The sequence below is a fragment of the Streptomyces sp. NPDC058812 genome (genome assembly GCF_042744565.1).
GTDB lineage: Bacteria > Actinomycetota > Actinomycetes > Streptomycetales > Streptomycetaceae > Streptomyces > Streptomyces thinghirensis.
Window position 1 is genome coordinate 1 of the sequence record NZ_JBHYOB010000037.1, and the last position, 20,915, is coordinate 20,915.

The 20,915-nt window shown below is 71.7% G+C and carries 20 protein-coding genes; 7 read left to right on the plus strand and 13 right to left on the minus strand.

Translation table 11 applies throughout. From position 1 onward, the window contains the following. Positions 1 to 447 precede the first annotated feature (447 nt). From ACFW48_RS37500 to argH, 4 genes are all read right to left on the minus strand, one after another. Positions 448 to 1,980, minus strand: coding sequence for an MFS transporter (locus tag ACFW48_RS37500; RefSeq protein WP_386322979.1), 1,533 nt, complete (start codon positions 1,978 to 1,980; stop codon positions 448 to 450). Positions 1,981 to 1,983: 3 nt separating this feature from the next. Next, positions 1,984 to 2,529, minus strand: coding sequence for a TetR/AcrR family transcriptional regulator (locus tag ACFW48_RS37505; protein ID WP_386322981.1), 546 nt, complete (start codon positions 2,527 to 2,529; stop codon positions 1,984 to 1,986). Positions 2,530 to 2,606: 77 nt separating this feature from the next. Further along, positions 2,607 to 3,578, minus strand: a complete 972-nt coding sequence (locus ACFW48_RS37510; RefSeq protein WP_386322982.1) for an aldo/keto reductase — start codon at positions 3,576 to 3,578, stop codon at positions 2,607 to 2,609. 137 nt (positions 3,579 to 3,715) lie between these two features. Beyond that, positions 3,716 to 5,143 carry an argininosuccinate lyase gene (gene argH, locus ACFW48_RS37515; protein WP_386322984.1) on the minus strand — a complete coding sequence of 476 codons (1,428 nt, stop codon included), beginning with the start codon at positions 5,141 to 5,143 and terminating at the stop codon, positions 3,716 to 3,718. 117 nt (positions 5,144 to 5,260) lie between these two features. Here argH and ACFW48_RS37520 point away from each other — a divergent pair, with 117 nt between their 5' ends. The 5 genes from ACFW48_RS37520 (at position 5,261) to ACFW48_RS37540 (ending at position 9,654) form a co-directional block, all read left to right on the plus strand. Next, the gene (locus tag ACFW48_RS37520) at positions 5,261 to 5,848 is read left to right on the plus strand and encodes a pyridoxamine 5'-phosphate oxidase family protein (RefSeq protein ID WP_386322986.1); all 588 of its coding nucleotides are present in this window, start codon (positions 5,261 to 5,263) and stop codon (positions 5,846 to 5,848) included. 3 nt (positions 5,849 to 5,851) lie between these two features. Then, complete coding sequence (locus ACFW48_RS37525; protein ID WP_386322987.1) at positions 5,852 to 6,574, plus strand: L,D-transpeptidase; 723 nt, start codon at positions 5,852 to 5,854, stop codon at positions 6,572 to 6,574. Between the two features lie 88 nt (positions 6,575 to 6,662). After that, positions 6,663 to 8,045, plus strand: coding sequence for a ferric reductase-like transmembrane domain-containing protein (locus ACFW48_RS37530; RefSeq protein ID WP_386322989.1), 1,383 nt, complete (start codon positions 6,663 to 6,665; stop codon positions 8,043 to 8,045). A 27-nt stretch (positions 8,046 to 8,072) separates the two neighbouring features. Continuing rightward, positions 8,073 to 8,861, plus strand: coding sequence for an FMN-binding protein (locus ACFW48_RS37535; RefSeq protein WP_386322991.1), 789 nt, complete (start codon positions 8,073 to 8,075; stop codon positions 8,859 to 8,861). A gap of 55 nt (positions 8,862 to 8,916) precedes the next feature. Then, positions 8,917 to 9,654, plus strand: coding sequence for an FAD:protein FMN transferase (locus ACFW48_RS37540; protein WP_386323023.1), 738 nt, complete (start codon positions 8,917 to 8,919; stop codon positions 9,652 to 9,654). Between the two features lie 226 nt (positions 9,655 to 9,880). Here ACFW48_RS37540 and ACFW48_RS37545 read toward each other — a convergent pair whose 3' ends face one another. From ACFW48_RS37545 to ACFW48_RS37570, 6 genes are all read right to left on the minus strand, one after another. Further along, positions 9,881 to 10,420 carry an arginine repressor gene (locus ACFW48_RS37545; RefSeq protein ID WP_386322993.1) on the minus strand — a complete coding sequence of 180 codons (540 nt, stop codon included), beginning with the start codon at positions 10,418 to 10,420 and terminating at the stop codon, positions 9,881 to 9,883. A gap of 7 nt (positions 10,421 to 10,427) precedes the next feature. Continuing rightward, positions 10,428 to 11,636: an acetylornithine transaminase gene (locus ACFW48_RS37550; protein ID WP_386322995.1), complete on the minus strand. Its 1,209-nt coding sequence runs from the start codon at positions 11,634 to 11,636 to the stop codon at positions 10,428 to 10,430. After that, complete coding sequence (argB, locus tag ACFW48_RS37555; RefSeq protein ID WP_386322997.1) at positions 11,633 to 12,541, minus strand: acetylglutamate kinase; 909 nt, start codon at positions 12,539 to 12,541, stop codon at positions 11,633 to 11,635. The genes ACFW48_RS37550 and argB overlap by 4 nt, the downstream gene beginning before the upstream one ends. Further along, positions 12,538 to 13,689 (minus strand): bifunctional glutamate N-acetyltransferase/amino-acid acetyltransferase ArgJ, encoded by a 1,152-nt coding sequence (gene argJ, locus ACFW48_RS37560; protein ID WP_386322999.1) that lies wholly within the window; start codon positions 13,687 to 13,689, stop codon positions 12,538 to 12,540. The genes argB and argJ overlap by 4 nt, the downstream gene beginning before the upstream one ends. Beyond that, on the minus strand, positions 13,686 to 14,714 hold the full coding sequence (gene argC / locus ACFW48_RS37565) for an N-acetyl-gamma-glutamyl-phosphate reductase (RefSeq protein ID WP_386323001.1): 1,029 nt from the start codon (positions 14,712 to 14,714) through the stop codon (positions 13,686 to 13,688). Before argC ends, argJ begins: the two co-directional genes overlap by 4 nt. A gap of 70 nt (positions 14,715 to 14,784) precedes the next feature. Continuing rightward, entirely contained in the window at positions 14,785 to 15,957 is a 1,173-nt protein-coding gene (locus ACFW48_RS37570; RefSeq protein WP_386323003.1) for an epoxide hydrolase, read from the minus strand. Between the two features lie 81 nt (positions 15,958 to 16,038). On the opposite strand from ACFW48_RS37570, the gene ACFW48_RS37575 reads away from it, so the two are divergent. Beyond that, the gene (locus tag ACFW48_RS37575; protein ID WP_386323004.1) at positions 16,039 to 16,623 is read left to right on the plus strand and encodes a CGNR zinc finger domain-containing protein; all 585 of its coding nucleotides are present in this window, start codon (positions 16,039 to 16,041) and stop codon (positions 16,621 to 16,623) included. Positions 16,624 to 16,740: 117 nt separating this feature from the next. On the opposite strand, the gene ACFW48_RS37580 is transcribed toward ACFW48_RS37575, so the two are convergent. Then, a complete protein-coding gene (locus tag ACFW48_RS37580; protein WP_386323006.1) occupies positions 16,741 to 19,215 on the minus strand; it encodes an alpha-L-arabinofuranosidase C-terminal domain-containing protein in 2,475 nt (824 codons plus the stop codon). A gap of 139 nt (positions 19,216 to 19,354) precedes the next feature. Between ACFW48_RS37580 and ACFW48_RS37585 the strand changes: the two genes are divergently transcribed. Beyond that, positions 19,355 to 19,816 carry a DUF6314 family protein gene (locus tag ACFW48_RS37585; RefSeq protein ID WP_386323008.1) on the plus strand — a complete coding sequence of 154 codons (462 nt, stop codon included), beginning with the start codon at positions 19,355 to 19,357 and terminating at the stop codon, positions 19,814 to 19,816. Here ACFW48_RS37585 and ACFW48_RS37590 read toward each other — a convergent pair. Further along, on the minus strand, positions 19,813 to 20,391 hold the full coding sequence (locus tag ACFW48_RS37590; protein ID WP_386323010.1) for a histidine phosphatase family protein: 579 nt from the start codon (positions 20,389 to 20,391) through the stop codon (positions 19,813 to 19,815). The two genes, ACFW48_RS37585 and ACFW48_RS37590, sit on opposite strands and share 4 nt — an antisense overlap. Positions 20,392 to 20,464: 73 nt before the next feature. Next, positions 20,465 to 20,905 carry a GNAT family N-acetyltransferase gene (locus tag ACFW48_RS37595; protein WP_386323012.1) on the minus strand — a complete coding sequence of 147 codons (441 nt, stop codon included), beginning with the start codon at positions 20,903 to 20,905 and terminating at the stop codon, positions 20,465 to 20,467. Positions 20,906 to 20,915 lie beyond the last annotated feature (10 nt).

Here is a 20,915-nt window from a genome sequence, read left to right on the forward strand (position 1 = left end):
GCAGAGGGGCTGGGGGCTGGGGGCTGGGGGCTGCCGCCGGGACGCCGTGTCGCGTGCACGGGCGCCATGTCACGTACACCGGACTCCGCGTCGACCGCACAAGTGCCGTATCGCATACACCGGACTCCGCGTCGACCGCACGGGCGTCGTATCGGCTGCACGGGCGCCGTGTTCGGCTGCACGGGCCCCGTCTTCGCCTTGTCCGCGCGTTCCGGTCCGCCCAGCCCGCGGCCCTCGGCACCGGCGCAACGGCGTCGTGCCGCGGGGACGGCGTCCGGCGACCGAGGCGGGGGCCGCCTCCGGGGCCTGCCCCGGCCGGTGTCGCCGGCTGCCGGAGACCGGCCGGGCGGGGGCCGGCGCGTAGCCGACTTTCCCGGCGGGTGTTCCCGCGCGCCCGGCCCGGCCCCGGCCGGCCGGAGGTACGCCCCGGCCGACTCGGCCGACTCCCTACGGGTGTTCCACCCCGTCCTCCAGGCGCTGGCCCCGCAGCAGGAACCAGGACGCCACGGCGGCGGCCAGGAGGACGGCCGCGCCGACGCCCGCCGCGAGGGTCAGGCCGTCGACGAAGGCCTGGCGGGCGGCGTTCAACATGGCCTCGGCCGTGTGCGCGGGGAGGTCCGAGGCGACCTCCACCGCACCGCCCAGCGACTCGTGTGCCGCGGCCGGGGTGCCGTCCGGGCCGGTGAAGTCTCGGTAGACGCCGGTCACGATGGAGCCGAGCACCGCGATGCCGAGGGCGGCGCCGAGTTCGTACGCCGTCTCGGAGACCGCGGAGGCGGCTCCCGCCTGTTCGCCCGGCACACTGGACAGGATCACGTCGGCGGTGACGGTGAACGAGAAGCCGGCGCCCACGCCGACGACGAGCAGGACCGCGCCGAGCAGTGGGTAGCCGGTGTTCTGGCCGATGACGGTCAGCGCGGCCAGCGCGAGGCCGACGGCGGCGAGACCGCCGGAGACCACGGCACGGACCGAGAAGCGCCGGGCCGCACGGCCGGCGATCAGGCCGGCCACCACCGCACCGATGGCGGCGGGCAGTTCGGCCAGCCCTGCCTCGAACGGGCGCCTGCCCTGTACGAGTTGCAGGTACTGGGAGAGGAAGAACACCAGCCCGGACAGGCCCAGGATGGTCAGCAGGTCGGCCAGCACCGCACCGCTGAAGCCGCGGTTGCGGAACAGCCGCATGTCGAGCAGCGGGACCGGCATGGTCAGCTGGCGGCGGACGAACCCGTACAGGGCGGCGGCGCCGAGCAGACCGGCGGCGAGCGTGGCCCACGCGAACCCGTGCGCGGCGGCCTCCTTGACGGCGTACACGACGCCGACCATGCCGACCAGCGAGAGGGTGACGCTGAGCAGGTCCCAGGGGCCCGGGTTCGGGTTGCGGGACTCGGGCAGGAGCTTGACGCCGACGACGACCAGGACGGCCATCACGGGCAGGTTGATGAGGAAGACCGAGCCCCACCAGAAGTGCTCCAGCAGGAAACCGCCGACCACGGGACCGACCGCCGCGCCGGCCGAGGCCGCGGCGCCCCATATGCCCACGGCGAGGCTGCGTTCGCGCGGGTCGTGGAAGAGGTTGCGGATCAGGGCGAGGGTGGCGGGCATCAGGGTGGCGCCCGCGACGCCGAGCAGGGCCCGGGCGACGATCATCAGCTCGGGCGTGGACGCGTAGGCGTTGAGGACCGAGATCGCGCCGAACGCCGTGGCGCCGACGAGCAGGATCCGCTTGCGGCCGATGCGGTCGCCGAGGCTGCCCATGGAGACCAGCAGACCGGCGATGACGAAGGAGTAGACGTCGCCGATCCAGAGCAACTGGGTGCCGGAGGGGGCGAGATCCTCACTGATGTAGGGGGTCGCGAGACCGAGAACGGTCGCGTCGACGGCCACCAGCAGCACGGCCAGCACGAGGACGGACAGCGCGAGCCAGCGGCCGGGGCGCTTCACCGCCTCGGTCGACTGCGCCGACTGCAGGGTGCGGGTCATGGTTCACTCTCTCCGAAGTGCGCCGCCGAGCAGCAGCTCGACGGTCATGTGGGTGAAGTCGTTGCGGGCCACACGGCCCTCGGTCACGGCCCAGGCGCAGGCGCCCAGCAGCCCGTAGAGGGCCTCGGTGAGCCAGGCGGGGGTGAGGTCGATGCGGAACTCGCCGTTCTCCTGGCCGCGGCGGAACACCGCGGCCATCCGGGCGTCGATGCGGGCCCAGCCCTCGTTCTGCTCCTCGCCCTCGAACAGCTGGTTCTCGGTGTAGAGGAAGGCGAGCAGGCCGGCGGCGGGCTCGATCTCGCGCACGAGCCGGCGCACCGCTTCGGCCGCCGGCCCGTCGTCGAGGCGGGCCGCGTCCAGGGCGGCCTCGCACTCGGCGATGCCGAGGGACTCCAGCGCCCGGACGAGGGCGTCGCGCCCGGCGAAGTGCCGGTGCAGCGTGGCCCGGCTCAGCCCGGCCGCCCTGGCGACCTCGTCCATGGTCGCGGTGGCTCTGCGGGTCAGCAGGGCGGCGGCACTGCGCAGTACCTGGTCACGGTCAACAGCCATGAGACAACGATAACCCACATGAGACACTATTGTCTCACATAGGGCATGCGTGACTCACCTCACGACCACGGGACAGGTCAGTGCCAGGGCAGCTGCCCGCGCCGCTCCCAGTAGGCGCCCGGGTCCTCGACGAGCGCGCCGAGACGCGCCACCTGGTCGTCGTCGAGGTCGACGGCGGCGGCGTGGAGGTTGGAGCCGAGCTGGTTCACGGTCGCGGCACCGGAGAGGACGACGCCGGCCCAGGGCTGCCGCAGGATCAGCGCGAGGGCGACCGCGTCGCAGCCCAGGGCGGTCTCCTCCGCCACGGCCTTCAGGGCCGCCGGCGCATGCGGCTCCGCGAGGCGGCCGTTGGCCATGCCCTCCTTGACGATCACGGTGAGCCCGGCCTCGTGCGCCTCGGCCAGCGCGGGCCCGGCGGAGGTGTCGAGCACGTTGTACGTCGACTGGACGGTACGGAAGAGGGGTTCGCCGTCGACGGTCACGGCGAGCGCGGCACGGATCGCGTCGGCCTGGGCGGGACCACTGGTGGAGAATCCGACGGTGACACCCCGCGCGGCGGCCTCGGCCAGCTTGGCGTGCAGCTCCTTGTCGGTGAGTGCCGGACTGTCGGGGGTCAGCGAATGGATCTGGTAGAGGTCGAGCAGGTCGCCGAGCAGGGCGTCGGTCTCGGCGCGCTGGCGCTCGTACGTCGCGACGCCGTGGTCCTTGACCTCGTGCCGCTCGGCGTCGGCCGACCAGTCGGCCGTGTAGGTGTAGCCCCACTTGCTGCCGACGACCACGTCGTCCACGTCTGGGCGCTCCCGGAGCCAGTCGGCGAGGAACTCCTCCGAGCGCCCGTAGGAGCGGGCCGCGTCGAAGTACCGGACCCCCTGCGCGTAGGCGGCGTCGAGGATGTCGTGGGTGCGCTCGCGCATCGCCTCGACGCTGCGGTCGGCCGGCAGGTCCCGGTCACGGCCGAGATTGATGTAGCCGGGGCGGCCGACGGCGGCGAGACCCAGGCCGATGTGGCAGGTGGGGGTCGTGGCCGCGGCCAGGCGGGCGAAGGGCATCGCGGGCTCCGTTCGGTCGGCTGCTGGAGCTGTTGAAGCTGCTGAGCTGCTGAGCTGCTGAGCTGCTGAGCTGCTGAGCTGCTGAGCTGCTGAGCTGCCACCAACGTAACCGCGATGCCCCTCGGACACACCGGCTGCTACTTCTTGGCGTTCGCCCACGCGTGCTGGCCGGCCACGTCCGCCTTGACCTCGGCGAGCTGGACGGCGACCGCACTGGGTGCCGTACCGCCGCGGCCGCTGCGGGAGGCGAGCGCGCCGGGGACGTCGAGGACGGTGCGCACCTCGGGGGTCAGGTGGGCGGAGATCTTCGCGAACTGCTCGTCGGTCAGCTCGTCCAGCTCCTTGCCCTCGGCCTCGGCCGCCTTCACGCACTCACCGGCCACCTCGTGCGCGACACGGAACGGCACGCCCTGCTTGACCAGCCACTCGGCGATGTCGGTGGCGAGCGAGAACCCGGCCGGGGCCAGCTCCTCCATCCGCTCCCGGTGCACGGTGAGGGTGGCCATCATGCCGGTGAAGGCGGGGAGCAGGACCTCCAGCTGGTCGATGGAGTCGAAGACCGGCTCCTTGTCCTCCTGGAGGTCGCGGTTGTACGCGAGCGGGAGGGCCTTGAGAGTGGCCATCAGGCCGGTGAGGTTGCCGATCAGACGGCCGGACTTGCCGCGCGCCAGCTCGGCGATGTCCGGGTTCTTCTTCTGCGGCATGATCGACGAGCCGGTGGAGAAGGCGTCGTGCAGGGTCACGAAGGAGAACTCCTTCGTGTTCCAGATGATGATCTCCTCGGCGATCCGGGAGACGTTCACGCCGATCATCGCGGTGATGAAGGCGAACTCGGCGACGAAGTCGCGGGAGGCCGTGCCGTCGATGGAGTTGCCGGCGCTGCCGTGCTCGAAGCCGAGGTCCTTCGCGACCGCCTCCGGGTCCAGGCCGAGGGAGGAACCGGCCAGGGCACCCGAACCGTACGGCGAAACGGCCGTGCGCTCGTCCCACTGGCGCAGCCGCTCCGCGTCCCGGGACAGCGCCTGGACGTGGGCGAGGACGTGGTGGGCGAAGAGCACCGGCTGGGCGTGCTGGAGGTGGGTGCGGCCGGGCATCGCCACGTCGGGGTGGGCCTCGGCGAGGCCGACCAGCGCGTCCTGGAGATCGGCGATCAGACCGCCGACGGTCCGGGCGTGATCGCGCAGGTACATGCGGAAGAGGGTCGCCACCTGGTCGTTGCGGGACCGCCCGGCACGCAGTTTGCCGCCGAGGTCGGGGCCGAGCCGCTCCAGCAGGCCGCGCTCCAGGGCGGTGTGCACGTCCTCGTCGGCGATGGTGCCGACGAAGGAGCCGTCGGCGACGTCCGCCTCGAGCCGGTCGAGCCCGGCGGCCATGCGGGTCAGCTCGTCCTCGGTGAGCAGGCCCGCCGCGTGCAGCACGCGCGCGTGGGCACGCGAACCGGCGATGTCGTAGGGCGCGAGCCGCCAGTCGAAGTGGACGGACGCGGACAGTTTCGCCAGCGCCTCGGCGGGACCGTCGGCGAAACGGCCGCCCCAGAGCCGGACGTCACCGCTGTTGTTGCTCACTTGTCGCTCCTCACCGTGCCATCACCGTCTTGCATGAGTATGCAGAGTGCTGCATGAAACGTCAATTTCGCAGGTCGGCGAGACACTCCGCACTCCCACACTCCATAATCGTTAGACATGGGAAAGACTTATGAACGCATAGACGGCAGACTCCGCACCTTCATCGAGGCACAGCCCCTCTTCTTCACCGCCACCGCTCCCCTGGCCGGCGACGGCACGGTCAACCTGTCCCCCAAGGGCCTCACGGGCAGCTTCGCGGTGCTCGACGAACTCACCGTGGCCTACCTCGACTTCGCGGGCTCCACCGCCGAGACCGTCGCCCATCTGCGCGAGAACGGGCGGATCACGCTGATGTGGTGCGCCTTCCAGGGGCCGCCGAACATCGTTCGGGTGCACGGTCGCGGCGAACCGGTCTTCCGCGACGACCCCCGCTTCCCGGAGCTGCTCGCCCACTTCCCCGACATCGACACCACCCAGCACGGGCTGCGCGCGATCATCATCGTGCACGCGGAACTCGTCCGTGACTCCTGCGGCTACGCCGTCCCCTTCATGGCGTACGAGAGCGACCGGGACCTGCACGGCAAGCGGTTCGCCCGCGAGGACGACGCGTCGCTCAGTGCGTACTTCACCAAGAAGGAGCACATCGCGACGAGCATGGACGGCCTCCCCGGGCTGCCGTTGCCGCTGCCCCCGTCTACCGTCTGACCCATGCGCCCCGGTGTCGTCGCCGTCCTCGTCTCCGCCTCCCTCCTCGTGCTCGGTGCCGCGCCCGCCGGCGGGCCCGCTGCCCGGCCGCTGCCGGCCCGGATGGCGGACACCGGCGGCGGCACCCAGCTGATCACCGCGGTCGCCCCGCGGACCGGCTCGACCGAGGGCCGGGTCACCTGGTGGGACCGCAGGGGCGGCGGCGCAGGCGGCGGCCGTTGGGTGAAGGCCGGTTCCGCGCCGGCCCGCTTCGGGGCCAACGGGCTGGCCGACGGGGCGACGCGCGAACAGGGCACGAACACCACCCCGACCGGGCTGTACGACCTGCCGTACGCCTTCGGCATCCGGGCGGCGCCGCGCGGGACGGCGTACCGGTACCGCCCGGTGACCCAGGACGCCTGGTGGTGCCAGGACAACGCCTCCCGTGCCTACAACCGCTGGACCGAGCCGCGCCCCGCCGACTGCCGCGCCGCCGAGGCCGAGCACCTGATCACCTACACGGCGCAGTACGCGCACGCCCTGGTCGTCGGCTTCAACTACCACCGCCCGGTGCGCGGACGCGGCGCGGGCATCTTCCTGCACGTCAACGGGCGAGGGGCGACGGCCGGTTGCGTGTCGGTGCCGGCGGAGGCGATGCGCCGCATCCTGCGGTGGGCCGATCCGGCGGCCCGGCCGCACATCGCGATCGGCACCTCGGGCGGGGCGACGGCGATCACGCGCTACTGAACCGGGGCGGGAGTACCGGCACGGACTGAACGCTCCGGGGGTGCGGCGCGTATCTGTGGGCCAAGGGCCAAGTCCCCACGGAGGAACCGTGACCACCACGCTCGCCGGCGGCCGTGCCGCCCGCCGTCAGACGATGCGGCGCATCCGTCCACGCCGCTCCCCCGCCGTCCCCCTGCTGCTCGCCGTGTGGGCGGGCGCGGCGGGCGTGTTGTGGCTGTGGTGGCGCAACACGCCCGCCATCTCCGACCAGACCGGCATGATCCTCAACGCGGGCCGGATCACCGGTCTGCTCGCCGGGTACCTGATGGCACTGGTGGTGCTCCAGATGGCGCGCGTGCCGGCGCTGGAGCGGCGGGTGGGCTCCGACCGGGTCGCCCGCTGGCACGCCATGACGGGCCGCTACACCCTCTGCCTGGTCCTCGCCCACGTCTTCCTGATCATGTGGGGGCACGCCGCCCAGGCCGGCAAGGGCCTCGGTGACATCGTGCAACAGACGGTCACTTCCGTGAACCAGCTGCCGGACATGGGCAAGGCGGCCGTCGGCACCGGGCTGCTGGTCCTCATCGGACTGCTGTCCGTCGGCCCGGTCCGCCGCCGGATCCCGTACGACGCCTGGTACCACGTGCACCTGCTCACCTACGTGGCGGTGTTCCTGACCTTCTGGCACCAGCTGACCACCGGCAACGACTTCGCCGTCGAGCCGGTCGCCGAGACCGTCTGGTACGCGCTGTACGGGACGGTGACCGCGCTCGTCCTCTGGTACCGCGTCCTGACGCCCCTCCGCCTCAACCTGCGGCACCGCATGCGGGTCGAAGCGGTGATCGAGGAGACGCCCGGGATCGTGTCGGTACTGATCGGCGGGCGCCGCCTGCACCGGATGGGCGCGGAGGCCGGGCAGTTCTTCCGCTGGCGGTTCCTGGCGCCGGGGATGCGGTTCAGCTCGCACCCGTACTCGCTGTCGGCGGCGCCGCGCCCGGACATGCTGCGGATCACCGTGAAGGCGATCGGCGACCACAGCGCCCGGCTGCGCGAGCTGGAGCCCGGCACCCGGGTGTGGGCGGAGGGCCCGTACGGCGCGCTGACCGCCCAGCGCCGCAGCCGCGGCAAGGTGCTGCTCGTGGCGGGCGGGGTGGGGATCACGCCGATGCGGGCGCTGTTCGAGACGCTGCCCGGCGCGTCCGGCGACATCACCCTGCTCTACCGGGCCAACAGCACCCAGGATCTGGCGCTGTGGGACGAGCTGGCCGGGATCGCCGACGAGCGCGGGGCCCGGCTGATGTACGCGGTGAACAGCCCGGGCGGGGAGCGCCCCGACATCTCCGCGGAGACGCTGAGCCGCAAGATCCCGGACGTCGACCGCCACGACGTCTTCCTGTGCGGGCCGCCCGGCTTCGCCCAGTCGGTGTACGAGGCACTGCGCGGCGCGGGAGTCCCCGCCCGCCGTATCCATCACGAGTCGTTCGAGATGTGAGCGACGGACATCAGGAGTTCAGGACCGATGAGGAAAAGCCACCCCGTCCGGCGTGCCGTGCTCGCCGGGGCCGCGACCGTGTCCGGGATCGTGCTGCTGCTGTCGCTGAAGCCGGCGTCCGACCCGGGCTCCGCCTCGGCGGCGGGCGGCGCGGCGCCGCCGGTGGCCGCGCAGTCGCCGCAGGGCGGGCGGGGCGCGGGCGCCGGCACGGTGACGGGTGACGCGGCCAGTACCCAGTACGGCCCCGTGCAGGTCCGGCTCACGGTGAACGGCGGGAAGATCACGGGCGCCGAGGCCGTGCAGGCGCCCAAGGGCGGGCAGAGCGACCAGGTCACCGCCAACGCCGTACCCGAACTCAACCGGGCCGCCGTCGCCGCCGGCAACGCCGACATCGACGCCGTCTCCGGCGCCACCTACACCAGCGCCGGATACAAGCAGTCCCTGCAATCGGCACTGGACCAGGTGGCGGCCGCCGGGTCCACCGGACAGGACTCGGGCGGGGAGGGTTCGGGCGGCGAAGGCGCGGGCGGTGGCGCGCAGGGCACTCAGACGCTCACCGGCGCCGCCGCGCAGACCCAGTACGGGCCCGTGCAGGTCCGTGTCACCGTCAGCGGCGGGAAGATCACGGGCGCCGAGACCCTCCAGGCGCCCAAGGGCGGGCAGAGCGACCAGGTCACCGCCAACGCCGTACCCGAACTCAACCGGGCCGCCGTCGCCGCCGGCAACGCCGACATCGACGCCGTCTCCGGCGCCACCTACACCAGTGCCGGATACAAGCAGTCCCTGCAATCGGCACTGGACCAGGCCGGTGGCTGACGCCGTGGCCGAACCCGCACAGGCTCCCGCCGCGGTACGTCGGGTGGAGGAGACGATGGGGACCGTCTTCTCCCTCGACGTCCGCGGCGGGGAACCCGCGGCCGTACGAGTGGCGCTGGACGAGGCGGTCGCGGGGCTGCACCGGGTCGACGAGGTGTTCAGCACCTATCGGGCGGGCAGCCGGATCTCGCGACTGGCGCGCGGTGAACTGACCGTCGACGCGTGCCCGCCCGAGGTCGCCGAGGTGCTGGAACTGGCGGCGGAGGCGGAGCGGGTGAGCGACGGCTGGTTCAGCACGTCGTACCAGGGCCGTCTCGATCCGACCGGGATCGTCAAGGGCTGGGCCGTGGAACGCGCCGCCCGGCGGGTCGCGGCGGCGGGTGCGAGTGGCGTCAGCGTCAACGGGGGCGGGGACGTGCAGTTGCTGGGGACGCCGGGGGCGGGGCGGCCTTGGCGGGTCGGTGTGTCGGATCCGCTGCGTCCGGGCGGGCTGGCGGCCGTCGTCTCCGCCGCGGGGGCGGCCGAGCTGGCCGTGGCGACGTCCGGCAGCGCGGAGCGGGGCGCGCACGTCGTCGATCCGCGCACCGGGCGCTCCGCGGTGACCGATCTGGTGGCGGTGACGGTGGTGGCGCCACGGCTGACGTGGGCGGACTGCTGGGCGACGGCGGCGTTCGCGATGGGGTCGCGGGAGGGGTTGCGGTGGCTGGAGTCTCTGGACGGGGTCGAGGGGCTGTTGGTGACCGCGGGGGACGAGGTGCGGTGCACGGGGGGTTTGGCGGGGTGGCTGGGGTGAGCGGTGTTGGTGAGTGAACGGCGCTGCGGCTGAGGTACCGGGGTGTCACTCGCCCGCGTTGGCGGGGTGCCGCTGTGCCCACCCGTGCCGCCCCTGGGGGTACCTCCCAGGCCGTTCAGGCACTGGCGGAGGCAGGACTGCCCGCAGCGCGCCGAAGGGGCGCGGGAAATGCGCGACCAGCCACCGATCACCCGCGCCCTGCCTACGGCACAAGCCGCCGCGGCGCTCAGTGGTCGTTCTGAGCCAGCCGCAGCAGATGGTCCGCCAGCGCCTGCCCACCCGTGGGCTCCCTGCTGATCAGCATCAGCGTGTCGTCCCCCGCGATCGTCCCGAGGATGTCGTGCAGCTCCGCCTGGTCGATCGCCGAGGCGAGGAACTGCGCCGCCCCCGGAGGGGTCCGCAGGACCACGAGGTTCGCGGAGGCCTCCGCGGAGATCAGCAGCTCCGCCGAGAGCCGCCGCATCCGCTCCTCCTTCGCCGACTCCCCGAGCGGGGCCCGCGGGGTGCGGAAGCCGCCCTCGCTGGGCACCGCGTAGATGAGGTCGCCGTCGGTGTTGCGGATCTTCACCGCGTTCAGCTCGTCCAGGTCCCGGGAGAGCGTCGCCTGCGTGACGGTCAGCCCGTCGTCGGCGAGCAGCTTCGCCAGCTGGCTCTGCGAGCGCACCGCCTGCCGGTTGAGGATGTCCACGATCCGGCGGTGGCGTGCGGTGCGGGTCTGCGGAAGGGCGGGCCCGGTCGCCTGCTCGTGCTCCTGCGCATGGCTCATCGTCGTCTCATTCTCCGGATCGTCCGTCCCCGTGGGCCGCGTCGGCGGCCTGGTCAAGGATGCCGGGCAGCGCCCCGAGGAACGCGTCCACCACGTCGTCGCCGAGATTCAGCGCGGGCATCAGCCGTACGACATCGGGTGCGGGCGCGTTCACCAGGATTCCGGCGTCCTGAGCCGCCTGCTGCACCTGGGGTGCGAGCGGCCCGGTGAGCACGATACCCAGGAGCAGCCCCGCGCCCCGGACGTGGCCGATCAACGGGTGGCCGAGCGCCTCGACTCCGCCGCGGATCTTCTCGCTCTGCCGCTTGACGTTGTCCAGCAGTCCCTCGTCCGCGATGGTGTCGAGGACCGCGAGTCCGGCGGCGCAGGCGACCGGGTTGCCGCCGAAGGTTGTGCCGTGCTGACCGGGCTGGAGCAGCTCGGCCGCGCGGCCGAAGGCGACCGTCGCACCCAGCGGCAGTCCGCCGCCGAGGCCCTTGGCCAGGGTGACGACGTCCGGCAGGACACCCTCGTGGGCCTGGTACTCGAACCAGTGCCCGGTCCGGCCGATGCCGGTCTGCACCTCGTCCAGGACGAGCAGCGCGCCGGTGGCGGCCGTGATGGCCCTGGCGGCCTTCAGGTAGCCGGGCGGCGGGACGACGACGCCGTTCTCCCCCTGGATCGGCTCGATGATCACGAGCGCCGTCTCCTCGGTGACCGCTGCGGCCAGCGCCTGCGGGTCGCCGTACGGTACGTGCGTGACGTCGCCGGGCAGCGGCAGGAACGGCTCCCGCTTGCCGGGCTGGCCGGTCAGGGCCAGCGCGCCCATGGTGCGGCCGTGGAAGCCGCCGTCGGTGGCGACCATGTGCGGCCGCCCGGTCAGCCGGCCGATCTTGAAGGCGCCCTCGCTGGCCTCGGCGCCGGAGTTGCAGAAGTAGACCTTGCCGTCGCGGCCGAAGCGCTGGAGCAGCCGCTCGGCGAGGGCGACGGGCGGCTCGGCGACGAAGAGGTTGGAGACGTGGCCGAGGGAGGCGATCTGCCGGCTCACCGCCTCCACCACGGCCGGATGGGCGTGGCCGAGCGCGTTGACCGCGATGCCGCCGACGAAGTCGAGGTACTCCTTGCCGTCGGCGTCCCAGAGCCGGGATCCCTCGCCGCGCACCAGGGGCAGGCGCGGGGTGCCGTAGTTGTTCATGAGCGCGCCCCGCCACCGCCCGGTCAGCTCCTGGTTGGTCATGCGGCATCCCCCTCTTGCTCGTCGGGCACGACCATCGTGCCGATGCCCTCGTCGGTGAAGATCTCCAGCAGGATCGAGTGCTGGACCCGGCCGTCGATGACGCGGGCGGTGGTGACTCCGCCCCGTACGGCGTGCAGGCAGCCCTCCATCTTCGGCACCATGCCCGAGGACAGGTCCGGCAGCAGCTTCTCCAGCTGGGACGCGGTGAGGCGGCTGATCACCTCGTCGGAGTTCGGCCAGTCCTCGTAGAGGCCCTCGACGTCGGTGAGGACCATGAGAGTCTCGGCGTCGAGCGCCGCAGCGAGTGCCGCAGCCGCCGTATCAGCATTGACGTTGTAGACATGGTGGTCGTCCTGGGAGCGGGCGATCGACGAGACGACCGGGATGCGGCCGTCGGCGAGCAGCGCCTCGATGGCGCCGGTGTCGATCTCGGTGATCTCACCGACCCGTCCGATGTCGACGAACTCGCCGTCGATCTCGGGCTGGTGCCTGGTGGCGGTGATGGTGTGCGCGTCCTCGCCGGTGAGGCCGACGGCGAACGGGCCGTGCTGGTTGAGCAGTCCGACCAGCTCGCGCTGCACCTGCCCGGCCAGCACCATCCGTACGACGTCCATGGCGTCCTCGGTGGTGACGCGCAGGCCGGCCTTGAACTCGCTGACGATGCCGGCCTTGTCGAGCGCCCGGCTGATCTGCGGGCCGCCGCCGTGGACGACGACGGGTTTGAGGCCGGCGTGGCGCAGGAAGACGACGTCCTGGGCGAAGGCGGCCTTCAGGTCCTCGTCCACCATGGCGTTGCCGCCGAACTTGATGACGACGGTCTTGCCGTGGTGCCGGGTCAGCCAGGGCAGCGCCTCGATGAGGATCTGGGCCTTGGGGAGCGCGGTGTGCTTCCTCGTCGTACTCATGAGCTGTACGCGCTGTTCTCGTGGACGTAGTCGGCGGTGAGGTCGTTGGTCCAGATGGTGGCGGTGGCGTCGCCGGCAGCGAGGTCGGCCACGATGTGGACTTCCCGGTAGCGCATGTCGACCAGCTCGCGGTCCTCGCCGACGCCGCCGTTCTTGCAGACCCAGACGCCGTTGATGGCGACGTTGAGGCGGTCCGGCTCGAAGGCGGCCGACGTGGTGCCGATGGCGGAGAGGACGCGGCCCCAGTTGGGGTCCTCGCCGTGGATGGCGCACTTGAGGAGGTTGTTGCGGGCGATGGTGCGGCCCACCTGGACGGCGTCGTCCTCGGTCGCGGCGTTCACGACCTCGACCTTGATGTCCTTGCTGGCGCCCTCGGCGTCCCGGATGAGCTGCTGCCCGAGGTCGTCGCAGACGGTCCGTACGGCTTCGGCGAACGCCTCGTACTCCGGGGTGACGCCCGAGGCGCCCGAGGCGAGCAGCAGCACCGTGTCGTTGGTGGACATGCAGCCGTCGGAGTCGACGCGGTCGAAGGTGACCCGGGTGGCGTCGCGCAGGGCGCGGTCGAGTACGCCGGTGTCGAGGTCGGCGTCGGTGGTGAGGACGACGAGCATGGTGGCGAGGCCGGGAGCGAGCATGCCGGCGCCCTTGGCCATGCCGCCGACGGTCCAGCCGTCCTTGGTCACGACGGACGTCTTGTGCACGGTGTCGGTGGTCTTGATGGCGATGGCGGCCTTCTCGCCGCCGTGCTCGGAGAGCTGACCGGCGGCGGTCTCCACCCCCGGGAGCAGCTTGTCCATGGGGAGCAGTACGCCGATGAGCCCGGTGGAGCAGACAGCGACCTCTCCGGCACCCGTCCCGAGCACCTCCGCGACCTTCTCGGCGGTGGCGTGGGTGTCCTGGAAGCCCTTGGGGCCGGTGCAGGCGTTGGCGCCGCCCGAGTTCAGGACGACGGCGGACACCTGCCCGCTCTTCAGCACCTGCTCGGACCAGAGCACCGGCGCGGCCTTGACGCGGTTGGAGGTGAAGACGCCCGCGGCGGCGCGGCGGGGGCCGGTGTTGACCACGAGGGCCAGGTCGGGGTTGCCGCTCTCCTTGATTCCGGCGGCGATACCGGCCGCCGTGAACCCCTTTGCTGCCGTCACACTCACGGCGCGACTCCGATCGTCGTCAGTCCGGTGGTCTCGTCGAGACCCAGGGCGATGTTCATGCTCTGGACGGCACCGCCCGCGGTGCCCTTGGCCAGGTTGTCGATGGCGCTGATGGCGATGATGCGGCCCGCGGCGGCGTCGTACGCGACCTGGATCTGAACGGCGTTGGAACCGTGGACGGACGCGGTCGCCGGCCACTGGCCCTCGGGCAGCAGGTGCACGAACGGTTCGTCGGCGAAGGTCTTCTCGTAGGCGGCGCGGACGGACTCGGCGGTGACACCGGGCTTCGCCTTGGCGGTGCAGGTGGCGAGGATGCCGCGGGGCATCGGCGCGAGGGTCGGCGTGAAGGAGACGGAGACCGGCTCTCCGGCGGCCGCGCCGAGGTTCTGGATCATCTCGGGGGTGTGCCGGTGGCCGCCGCCGACGCCGTACGGCGACATGGAGCCCATGACCTCGCTGCCCAGGAGGTGCGGCTTGGCCGCCTTGCCCGCGCCGGAGGTGCCGGAGGCGGCGACGATCACGGCCTCGGGCTCGGCGAGCGAGGCGGCGTACGCCGGGAAGAGCGCCACGGACACGGCGGTCGGGTAGCAACCGGGCACCGCGACGCGCTTGGACCCCTCCAGCGCGGCGCGGGCGCCCGGCAGTTCGGGCAGGCCGTAGGGCCAGGTGCCGGCGTGCGGGGAGCCGTAGAACTGCTCCCAGTCACCGGCGTCCTTCAGCCGGAAGTCGGCACCCATGTCCACGACCAGTACGTCCGGCCCGAGCTGCTCGGCGACGGCGGCGGACTGCCCGTGCGGCAGCGCGAGGAAGACGACATCGTGCCCGGCCAGCACCTCGGGCGTCGTCGCCTCCAGGACCCGGTCGGCCAGCGGCAGCAGATGCGGCTGCAGCGCGCCGAGCCGCTGTCCGGCGTTGGAGTTGCCGGTCAGGGCGCCGACCTCGACCTCGGGGTGCGCGAGGAGCAGACGCAGCAGCTCACCGCCCGCATACCCACTCGCTCCGGCCACCGCCGCACGTACCGCCATGACATCCTCCTCCTCGATGGCATGACTATACGTATCACTGCACGTTTATGCAATTCGTGCCCAGCCGCGTTCACCGATGAGCGGCCAGCACTGCCGCGAGGCCCTCTTGCAGGTCTTTGACGAAATACTCGGGGGCCTCCAGCGACGGGAAATGCCCCCCGGCCTCGGGTGACCTCCAGCGGACGATCTGGCGGTACCGCTCCTGTGCCCAGGCGCGCGGGCTCTTCTCGATGTCGCGGGGGTACATAGTGATCGCCGACGGGACGTCGACCCGGAGTTCGGGGTCCAGCGAGTTGTGGCTTTCGTAGTAGATGCGGGCCGACGATGCGCCGGTCCGCGTCAGCCAGTACAGGGTGACGTCGTCGAGAACGCGGTCCCTGGGAATCGTCTCGAACGGGCTGTCTTCGGTGTCCGACCACTCGGCGAACTTGTCGAGGATCCAGGCAAGAAGCCCGACCGGCGAGTCGACGAGTGAGTAGCCGATGGTCTGCGGCCGGGTCGCCTGCTGCTTCGCGTACGCCGCGCGATGGCACCAGAAATCGCGGGTTTCCTCGGTCCACCGGCGCTCGACCGCCGTCAGCCCGTCCGTCGTCAACCCGGGCGGCGCCTCCGCGAACGTGGTGTGGATGCCGAGAACGTGCGCCGGGAACCTGCCGCCGAGGACCGTGGTGATATTGCCTCCCCAGTCGCCGCCGTGGGCCACGAACTTGCCGTAGCCGAGCCTTCCCATCAGTTCGACCCATGCGGCCGCGATCTTTTCGGTTCCCCACCCGGTGGTGGCCGGCTTGTCGCTGTATCCGAAGCCCGGCAGCGACGGGACCACGACGTGGAACGCCGGCGCGTCCGCATCCTTCGGATCCGCCAGCTCCTCGACCACATCGGTGAACTCGGCGATGCTGCCCGGCCAGCCGTGGGTCAAGATCAGAGGAGTGGCGTCCGCGCGCGCGGATCGGCGGTGCAGGAAGTGAATTCCCAGACCGTCGACGGTCGTGCGGAACTGGCCGATCCGGTCAAGGCGCTCTTCGAAAGACCGCCAGTCGTACCCGGTGCGCCAGTAGTCCACGACATCGACGAGGTCGGCGAGAGGAACGCCCTGCTCCCACCGGCGAGAGCCGGGCGCGGCGCCATGGACCGTCTCGGCCTCCGGCAGTCGCGCCGCGGCCAGTCGAGCGCGCAGATCGTCGAGGTCGGCGTCGGTTGCGCGGGCTTCAAACGCTTGCACGTCGCTGGTCGGGCGGGGCATGAGACCTCCTGGCTGCATGGAACCGGCTATGACGGTTCTAACAGTCCTCCGAGCCACGCCGCAACCGGCTATGGTGGTTCCATGCGTGCCGGCTTCCCTGACTTCCGCCTCGGTTCGGTCCTGGCGACCAGCTTCACGGGGACCCTGTCCGAGCGTCACGGCGACGCCGTGGAGCGGATTCCCGTGCCGCACCGGCTCGTCGACTGGCTGGCCGTGTACGGCCTCGCCGTGGACTCCTGCACCACTGCCCAGCTCGACCTCGCCCGGGAACTGAGGGAGTCGATCCACGCCGCCGCGACAGCGGCCGCGATGCAGGAGGCGCTCCCCGCACCTGCCGTCCACGTCATCAACGACCGCAGTGCTCAGGGTCGGGCCGCGGCCGTCCTGACGCCCGAGGGCAAGCGGCGATGGCAGCTCAGCTCGGCTTCCCGCGTGGAAGACGCCCTCAGCGTGATCGCCGCCGACGCGATCAGCATCGTCTCGGGCGAACGAGACGGAAAACTGGCCCTGTGTGCCTCGCCGACCTGCCGAGCCGCCTTCTTCGACACCAGCCGAAGCCGCACCCGCAAATGGTGCGACATGAACACGTGCGGCAATCGTCAGAAGAAAGCCCGCTTCAATGCCAATCACCGCTCCACGCCTCCTGCGTACGGCACCGGGCACTGAGCGCGCTGCCGCACTGGGAGGGGTGCGTCTTCTGTCACTTCTGCCACGGGTGAGGGGCGCACCGGTTCGGGGCCCGGGGCGACCACGCGTGCTGACGTGGCCGCCCCGGGGCGGAACCTACCGCTGCCCGATCCGCAGGAACGTCACCGAGTTCGCCGGGAAGGTGTACGTGAACTCGTCCGCCACTCCCGAGAAGGTCGACCGCACCGGGGTGACCGGTGTGTCCGTCTCGGTGTTGACCGCGTCCGGGTCCGCGGCCAGCGTGGTGACGCGGGCCTTGGAGGCGACCTTGGCGCCGCCGAGGTCGACGGCGGTGCGGGCCGCCGTGTCCTGGGCGTTGACGACCTTGACGATCAGCTCGCCGGTCCGCGCGTCCTCGGTGACGATCTGGCGGAACGGCTCGGCCGGCTTGTCGTCGGTGAAGCTGCCCCACTCCTCGCCGTCGAGGTAGAGGGTCACCTGGCGGCCCCGCACCTTGATGTCGATGTCGTAGGCGCGGCCCGTCTCGATCGACCCGGCCTTGGAGACGAGCGTCGACTTGCCGCCGTCCGAGGCCTGCTCGACAGCGGACTGGGTGTTGTTCCAGCCGCCCAGGTTCCACCAGTAGTAGTTGCCGGTGTCCTTGACGCCGAAGGCGACGAGGAAGCCCTCCTTGCCGGACTTCTTGGTGGCCGTCACGTGCAGGTCGTAGTCCTTCCAGGCCGGGTCACCCGCCGTGACCAGGGTGTTCTCGGCGGCGGGGTCGGTCTGGACGTATGCGCCGTCCTGGACGGTCCAGCTGCCGGCGCCCGAGTGGGTCCACTGCGACGCGTCACCGGAGAAGTCGTCGGTCAGGAGGGTCTTCCCGTCCGCCGACGTCACCTTCACGTCGTCGTAGGCCGCGCTGGTCGCCCAGGTCGACAGGCCGACGGCGCCGGTGATGGGGCCGCTGACGGCCGGCGTGCCGGTCGCCTTCGAGGGGACGACGCGGTCACCGGTGTTGTTCATGAAGAGCTTCTGGACCTCGTAGTTGGCCGAGTTCCAGGACGCGTGGTTGTTGAACCAGATCATGTCCGGGCTCCACTGCACGTAGTCCTCGTTGGCGAGCAGCGGGGCGTAGGAGGCGAGCTTGACGATGTCCGCGTTGCGCTCCAGGCCGGTCATGAAGGCGGCCTCGGACAGCGCGTTCTTCCAGGCGTTGCCCTGGGAGGCGTACTCGCCGAGGAAGACCTTCGGGCCGTTCCTGTCGTACGAGTCGTAGCGGTCGTTGTTCTGGAGGAACCACTGCGGGCTGTTGTAGTAGTGCTCGTCGACCATCTCGACGCCCGCCTCGCGGTTCAGCTGCCAGGCGGTGTCGAAGGTGGTGCCGGAGTCGTCCGGGCCGGAGTTGGAGACCACGGTGATGTCCGGGTACTCCGCCTCGATGGCGGCGCGGAACTCCTTGAAGCGGGCCATGAACTCCCGGGGGAGGTTCTCCTCGTTGCCGACGCCGATGTGGGTGAGGTGGAAGGGCTTCGGGTGGCCCATCTCGGCGCGCTTGCTCCCCCACTCGCTGGTGCGGGGGCCGTTGGCGAACTCGATGAGGTCCAGGGTGTCCTGGATGTGCCGCTTCAGCAGCGCGTCGTCGGTGGTGGCCTTGTTCTGGCCGCAGCCGGTGACCAGGGCGGGCACGACGGGCAGCGGCATGGCGCCGATGTCCTCGGCGAAGCGGAAGTACTCGTAGTAGCCGAGGCCGTAGCTCTGGTTGTAGCCCCAGAAGTTGGCGTTGGTGGCGCGCTCCTCGACCGGGCCGATGGTGTCCTTCCACTGGTAGCTGCGCTCGCGCTGCCAGCCGCTCGCCTCGCTGTAGTCCTCCATGGAGCCGGTGTTGACCAGGCAGCCGCCGGGGAAGCGCAGGAAGCCGGGGTCGAGGGCCTCGATCTTCTCGGCGAGGTCCTTGCGCAGGCCGTTGGACTGGTGCTTGTAGGTGTCGCGGGGGAAGAGGGACACCATGTCGAGGGCGGCGGGGGCGGTGGTGGCGACGGCGAGGCGGCCGTGGCTGCTGGTGCGGGTCGCCGTGAAGGTGGCGGCGTACTTGCGCCACTCCCCCTTCGCGGCGACCTGGCGGACCTTCGCGAGCGTGCCGGCGGCGTCCCGGAGGGTGACGGTGAGGGTGGTGCCGCTCTCGGCGCGGGTCCACACCGAGAAGTCGTACTTCTTGCCCTTCTCCACCCGGATGCCGGTGTTGTAGCCGGCGTTGGCGACGGAGGAACCGGCTCCCAGGGAGAGGTAGTTGCGGTTGCGCTCGTTCAGGCGGCCGTCGTCGTTCACGACCTGTGCCGTGCCCTCGGCCGCCCAGGAGGTGAGCGGTGTGTACGAGGCGTTGTCGGCGGTGGAGTACTCGAAGGACCGGTTCTGCACGAGTTCGGCGTACAGGCCGCCGTCGGCGGCACGGTTGATGTCCTCGTAGAAGACGCCGTACATCGTGTCGTCGATCGCGGCGCCCTCGGCGGACGGGTCGACGGTGATCGCGTAGTCGGTGACGGCCTCCGCGTGTGCCGGGGACGGCAGCAGGGCGGAAGCCGTCAGGAGGGCGGTGACGCTGAGACCGAGTCTCCAGCGGGTGCGTGACATGGATACTCCGCGGCTCTCACTAGATCGTTCGAAATATCGGACATTGGTCAGCACTTCGAACGGCAAGATAGGGAGGGGCCGGAGGCGCGTCAATGGGTCGCGCAGCAACCAGTGGGCTGGGGGCGGAAAGCAGGTGGAAATGGGCGAGTTGTGGCCGGTGCCGGATGTGCTGGCGTATCTCGCGGGCCGGTGGCGCGCCCAGCGGTCGGTGCGGGATCTGGCGAGCGGCGCGGAGGGTCTCTTCGAGGGGACCACCGCCTTCGACGCGCTCGCCGGCGGCGGGCTGGTGAGCCGGGAGTCCGGGGCCTTCACCTGGCAGGGCGTGACCCGGCCCGCCGAGCGGACGCTGCGCTACGAACCGGGGGCCGTACCGGGCACCGCCGACGTGCGTTTCGCCGACGGTCGGCCCTTCCACGGCCTGGACCTGTCCTCGGGACGCCATGTGGCCGACCACCCGTGCGCCGCCGACCTCTACCGCGGCGAGTTCACCGTCCGGGACGGGGACCGCTGGCGGACCGTGTGGCGTGTGGGCGGCCCGGCGAAGGACCTGCTGCTCACGACGGACTACACCCGCGAAACGGGTGACATCCGGATTCCCTAGGCCGGCGCCCCTTCGAAGCGAAGGCTCCAGCGGCCCGCGCGGCCCGTGACGGTGGTCGTCGACAGGGGACGGACGTCCAGGTTCCAGTACGTCGCGGGCGGCGCCTTCAGCGCGTAGACCAGCGCGGCCCGGATCACGGACGGCTCGGCCACGGCGACGATACGGTCGCCGTCCCCGCCGGGACGGGTGTCGAGCCAGCCGCCGACCCGGGTGATGAAGGCCAGCAGCGATTCCCCGCCGTGCGGGGCCGTCCGCGGGTCGGCGAGCCACGCGTCCACGGCCGCCGGCTCCCGGGCCATGGCCTCGCCGAGGGTCAGCCCGCGCCAGCGGCCCATGTCGCACTCCCGCAGGGCGAGTTGCACCAGCGGCGCGCAGCCGATGGCGTCCCCGGTGGCGCGGCTGCGGGGCGTGGGCGAGCAGTAGCGCAACTCGGACGCCGCGAGCGGCAGCAGATCACCCGCGGCGCGCAGCACCTCGTCCCAGCCGGCCTGGTCCAGCGGCCGGTCGTCGTCGAAGCGCTCCGCGAGCAGCGGTGAGCTGCGTGCGGCCGCGACGAACGTGACCCGAAGCGCCATGCGGTGATGGTGCTGCGCGGAGGTGCGCTGGTCAAGGGGTGTTACCTGTGGGTCACCGAGGGTGCGCCCCGGCTCACCGGCCGAAGGCGAGCGCCATCCACTGGTCGGGCCGGTCCAGCGCCGTGAAGCCGAGCTTCTCGTAGACGCCGTGCGCGTCGTGCGTGGCCAGCAGGACGCGCCGCGGCCCGTCCGGCCGCAGGTGCTCGCGCACGGCCGCGACCAGCGCCGTACCGAGGCCCTTGGCGCGTACCGAGGGGTCGACGTACACGTCGCACAGCCAGGCGAAGGTCGCCCGGTCGGTGACCACTCGGGCGTACGCCACCTGCTCCCCGGACACCGCGTCGTAGACCCCGAAGTTGAGCGAGCCCTCGATCGCCCGGTCCTGCTTCTCCCGGGATCGTCCGAGCGCCCAGTACGCGTCGGTGGACAGCCAGTGGTGCACCCGCCCGGCGTCGATCCGGTGCGGGTCGGTGGAGATCTCGTAGCCCTCGGGGAGGCTCGGCGTGTCGGTCATGCCGGGATGT